Raw genomic sequence first — 4,315 nt, 5'->3', positions numbered from 1 at the left:
AGTCATGATGAACACACCGGCCGCACTGGCCGCATAACCAACCTGTCACCTATCCGTGCAGCAGACCCCAGCGCTCAAAACGCTCTATCTCGTGACGCGGTCACTAGACCCGAAGGGCACCGGACAGTCACGATGGACCATGCGATGGAAGCCCGCGCTCAACGCCTTCGCCGTCACGTTCGCCGACCGTATGCCGGCCGCCGAAAACCTGTAGTACACAAAACGCCGGTTACACCGAAAACCGGACACTCCCGTGGCTTGTTGTCCGGTAGCAGGAAGGGTGATCGGCGGCGGCCGAAAGTCCGCCGTCGAAGGAGCGGAGGGTGCGCCATCGGCGGTCGAGGACGCTGAGTTCGGGGGCCCAGGGTCGCGGAGACGGCGTGCTTGCCGTGTGCGCCGAGGCGGTCATCGGCCGATGGGCGCCTGTGTCAGTGGCGTGCGGTCTCATTTTCATCGGCGCCGCCCCCGGATGCGGTGTCTTCACCGGGTTCGGCCTCGCTTCCATCGGAATTGGAGCCGTCGGGAAGGTCGTCCGGGTTGGGCCGCTGCGAGTGTTCGTTGTCGTTCATTGCTGTTCCTTTCCTGCTGCCATCGATTCCATTTGGCGCATCACGATAGGAACTGATGTCAACCAACAGCAACCGGTTGCGCGCGAGCATGGCGCCGGGATAGGCAGGGCGACGAAGTCCGTGTTCGTGCAGAGGGTCAGGGCTCCACTCCCGCATCGGATGACAGTGTGTCGGCTGTCTCCTCTCGGATTTCCCAGAAGCAGACTTCCGGCGCATCTGTTTGCAGCTCGGTACGGATCGCCGATTCCGCTGCCTGAGATGCGTAGGCGATCACGGCCCATTTTCCGGGGACCAGGATCTTCCTCGCCCGTTTGCGCAGGCCACGTGCGGAGATTTCGTCGCTTGCTGGGATCCGGTCGACGACGGCTCCCAGGGTTCCACTGACCGGTGACCCGCGCAGTGGAGCAGTCAGGAGCGAACCGAGGATCTGCGCGAACGACGCGGAATCGCGATCAGTTTCCGACGCTATCGAGTCGTGTGATGACGTGGTCAGATCCAGATGGCCATCTGCGGCGACGAAGACCCAGACGAGACCTGTGAGGTTGAGCAGCGCCGCGCCGTGCATCCGCTGAAAGTCGGCGAAGACGCGTCGCGAGCGATCCTCATGATCGAACGTGCAGCTGATCAGCACGGACGTGGCCATGGCCTCCCCCTCCAAAAGGATCAGGTCGAGTGCATTGACGCCCGACGCTTCGACTGTCGCCCGGCAGTGTCCACTGAATCAAGGGGTTCCGCACTGAGGGCAAAGGTGTCAGAACGTCTTGACGCCGCACGTTGTCACCAATCAGGTGAAGCGGCCATGACGCCGATCATCCCCCGTCTTCGGGAATACGCACAGCAATAGCTCCCGGCCGCACAGTGATCCGCACACGCCGGACGTCGCCGAAACTGTCACCATCGAGCTCGATCGCTTGTGGTTTGTTGAATCGAGCCTGAATCGTCCGTGCACGTCCGTACCGGAGAGCTGAGACGCCTGGCGCCGCCTGCAGCAGGACGCGACCACCGCGCGAACGATGAAGGAGGCGGTTCAGGGCGAGGCGTGCGCCGACCCGTGCCCAGCCTCCGAACCCGACCGGGTTGAGCGCGACGATGTCGAGGAGACCGTCATCGGGTACGGCATCCGGTATCAAGAGGATCCCCGCGGTAAGCGTGCCGCAGTTGCCGACGATGATCGTGTGCGCCCTCACGGTGCGTCGTCTTCCGCTATCCAATGAATAGCTGATCCCGAAACGGGCCCCAGAGAACACCGAGCGCAGTATCGGATCCGTGTAGGCAAGCCAGCCGACCCTCTTCTTCACGATGGTGTTCGTGTCACGCGCCATACGTGCATCCAGTCCGATGCCCGCCATCACTAAGAACAAGGATCGACTCACCTGACCGCTTCCGTCAGCAAGCTCGGCTCGAGCAACATCGATGCGATGGTCCGCGCCGAGGAACGCGACACGGACTGCCGCGGACTGGTCATTGACCGGCAGGCCAAGGTTCCTCGCTAGAAGATTTCCTGAACCGACCGGCACGACACCCAGTGGAATGCCGGCCTTCTCGATGTGTTCGGCCGCCGCGCGCACTGTTCCGTCTCCACCTACGACGACGACAAACGCGGGATGCGAGGCGATCGCCTCGCTCGCGGCCCGTGCTTCATCATCCGCCGATGTGGCGTGCCAGGTTGCTTGACCCAAGCCGAGGGTACGCCCCAGCCGACCGACATCCTCGCGCAGCGATCTGGCGCCCGCTTTCGACAACTTTGCCGGGTTGAAGACCACGGCAGCATGCGAAACACCCCCGGACATCAGGGGCTCAGCCATGGTCGTCAGCCCGAGCCTGAGCCCGAGCCTGAGCCTGAAGCGACGGGGCGACATCAGGATCCGGAACGCGGGGATTCGTGCGCGGTGCCGGGTCTGTGATGACGCCGCTATCCTCCCCCACGCCTATGCCGGCGACATTCCGTCCGATGCCAGAGCCGCCGCCGGTGGCTGGCGCCCTCTTGCCTGAGATGCAGAGATCCATGAGCCGATCCAATATCAGCGATCCATTGCGCGGCAGCGCTTGCGTGAAACGCAGAAGTCTGCGTCCAGAGCTGCGGTCTGATCCGCTGTGGCGGGGTTGCCATTCCTGTCTTTCGGAACTGCGAGACAGATTTCGGGGCGGTCGCGGCCTTCATCACTCGCCCGCGGAGTACCGCGACCGGGCCGGGGCTCTCCTTGGCAATGATCGCGAAGTGCAGGAAATGTGTTCGTCGACGACCTCGCGTTCGGAGGTTCCGTCAACCCCTGGTCCGGCGCTGGGGGACGCGTTTGGTCTTCGAGCATGAACACAACCGGATGGATCGTTCTGATCGTTGTGATCGCGATCATCGTCATCATCATCGTCGTGATCGCACTGACGGCCGGCCGGCGACGCAAGCGCGGACTCGACCGGCAGCGTGCGGAGGAGTTGCGCGCAGCTGCTCGCGATGACGACCTCGCGGCGCGGGAGCGGGAGGCGAAGGCATCCCGCGCGAACGCCGATGCGCAGCAGGCAGGGGTCGAAGCCGAGCGCCGGCGACGCGATGCGGATGCGCACGCCGCACAAGCCGGCGATGCACGTGCATCTGTCGACAGGAAGCTCAGCCGGGCGGACGAGATCGATCCGGACGTCGACACCCATCGATTCGCGCAAAAGAACCACGGCGCGGACCAGACCGAGAACAGAGCGGGAAGTCGGGCCGAGGAGGGAACCGAGCATGAAGCCGAGCCCCGGCATGCCCGGTCTGGCCTCGACGAGGATGTGACCGGCGACTCTGGAGATGCGGACGTTCCGCCGCCGCGTCCTGCGCGATGAACAGCACCCGCGTCTCTATTGGTGATCAGGGCCGGTAGAAGACCCGGCGAGTGGAGAATCGCCGAACGGCACCGGTGCCGGGATGGCAGCAAGTTGGCGCAGGCGGCTGGGCGGACGGATGGTGCCTCCACTACAGGTCTGATCCGATTCGCGCAATCACTCGACGCCCGATGCCGAGGCTGCGCACAATTCTGAGGGCTTGGCGCCCGAGATCGCGGCCGCGGGCTTTGGATACGTGAACGAGAGGACGTGACGGCCATGCCGACCACTGACGAACACACAGCAACGCTCCCGGACGGGGGCGGACCACATGGCAGCCGCCGGGAGAACGCAGAGACTGGGTTCACCGCGTCGAAACGGCTGACTGACCATCTGCAGGAGGTGCTTGTCGATCTACTCGAATTGTCACTTCAAGGCAAGCAAGCACACTGGGGCGTCGTAGGAAAGAACTTTCGCGACCTGCATCTGCAACTTGACGAAATGGTGGCTGCTGCACGCACATTCAGCGATGTCATCGCGGAGCGTCTTCGAGCGTTGCACGCTGTCCCAGACGGACGCAGCGACACCCTCGCTGCGACGACCTCATTGCCGGCATTTCCGAACGGTGAACAAGAAACGGCCGTCGTCGTCAACATGATCACAGCACGTTTGGATGCGACGGTGGCGACGATACGACGGGTTCATGACGACGTCGACGACGAGGACCCCACCAGCGCCGACATCTTGCACACGATCATCGAGCGCCTTGAGCAACTTTCGTGGATGGTCAGTGCGGAGAACCGTTCTCCGATGCCGTAGCGTCGCCCCCGTCTTCGCGGTTCGGGCAGCAGCCAAAGCGGCCCGTCTCGCTGGCTCCCTAAGCCCGGATCCACCGATGGGTGGTGAGTTGAGGTCGGCGAGTTAAACGGAGAATGCCTATCTGATCA

5 protein-coding genes and 1 pseudogene are annotated in these 4,315 nt (G+C 63.6%); 3 read left to right on the top strand and 3 right to left on the bottom strand.

Annotated features, from left to right (window positions below; translation table 11 throughout):
* Window positions 1–70: 70 nt before the first annotated feature.
* A pseudogene (locus ACYVDK_RS14035) lies at window positions 71–214 on the top strand (IS256 family transposase); the annotation flags it as partial.
* 214 nt (window positions 215–428) lie between these two features.
* On the opposite strand, the gene ACYVDK_RS14030 reads toward ACYVDK_RS14035, so the two are convergent.
* The 3 genes from ACYVDK_RS14030 to ACYVDK_RS14020 form a co-directional block, all read right to left on the bottom strand.
* The gene (locus ACYVDK_RS14030) at window positions 429–659 is read right to left on the bottom strand and encodes a hypothetical protein (RefSeq protein WP_460522777.1); all 231 of its coding nucleotides are present in this window, start codon (window positions 657–659) and stop codon (window positions 429–431) included.
* A gap of 46 nt (window positions 660–705) precedes the next feature.
* A complete protein-coding gene (locus ACYVDK_RS14025; RefSeq protein ID WP_460522775.1) occupies window positions 706–1,134 on the bottom strand; it encodes a hypothetical protein in 429 nt (142 codons plus the stop codon).
* 244 nt (window positions 1,135–1,378) lie between these two features.
* On the bottom strand, window positions 1,379–2,359 hold the full coding sequence (locus ACYVDK_RS14020; RefSeq protein WP_460522781.1) for a diacylglycerol/lipid kinase family protein: 981 nt from the start codon (window positions 2,357–2,359) through the stop codon (window positions 1,379–1,381).
* 517 nt (window positions 2,360–2,876) lie between these two features.
* Between ACYVDK_RS14020 and ACYVDK_RS14015 the strand changes: the two genes are divergently transcribed.
* Together ACYVDK_RS14015 and ACYVDK_RS14010 are read left to right on the top strand one after the other, a co-directional pair.
* Window positions 2,877–3,389 carry a hypothetical protein gene (locus tag ACYVDK_RS14015; protein WP_460522773.1) on the top strand — a complete coding sequence of 171 codons (513 nt, stop codon included), beginning with the start codon at window positions 2,877–2,879 and terminating at the stop codon, window positions 3,387–3,389.
* A gap of 258 nt (window positions 3,390–3,647) precedes the next feature.
* Entirely contained in the window at window positions 3,648–4,187 is a 540-nt protein-coding gene (locus tag ACYVDK_RS14010; protein ID WP_460522779.1) for a Dps family protein, read from the top strand.
* Window positions 4,188–4,315 lie beyond the last annotated feature (128 nt).

The organism is Humibacter antri (assembly GCF_054777235.1).
This window is presented reverse-complemented; position numbering and strand designations above follow the sequence as displayed.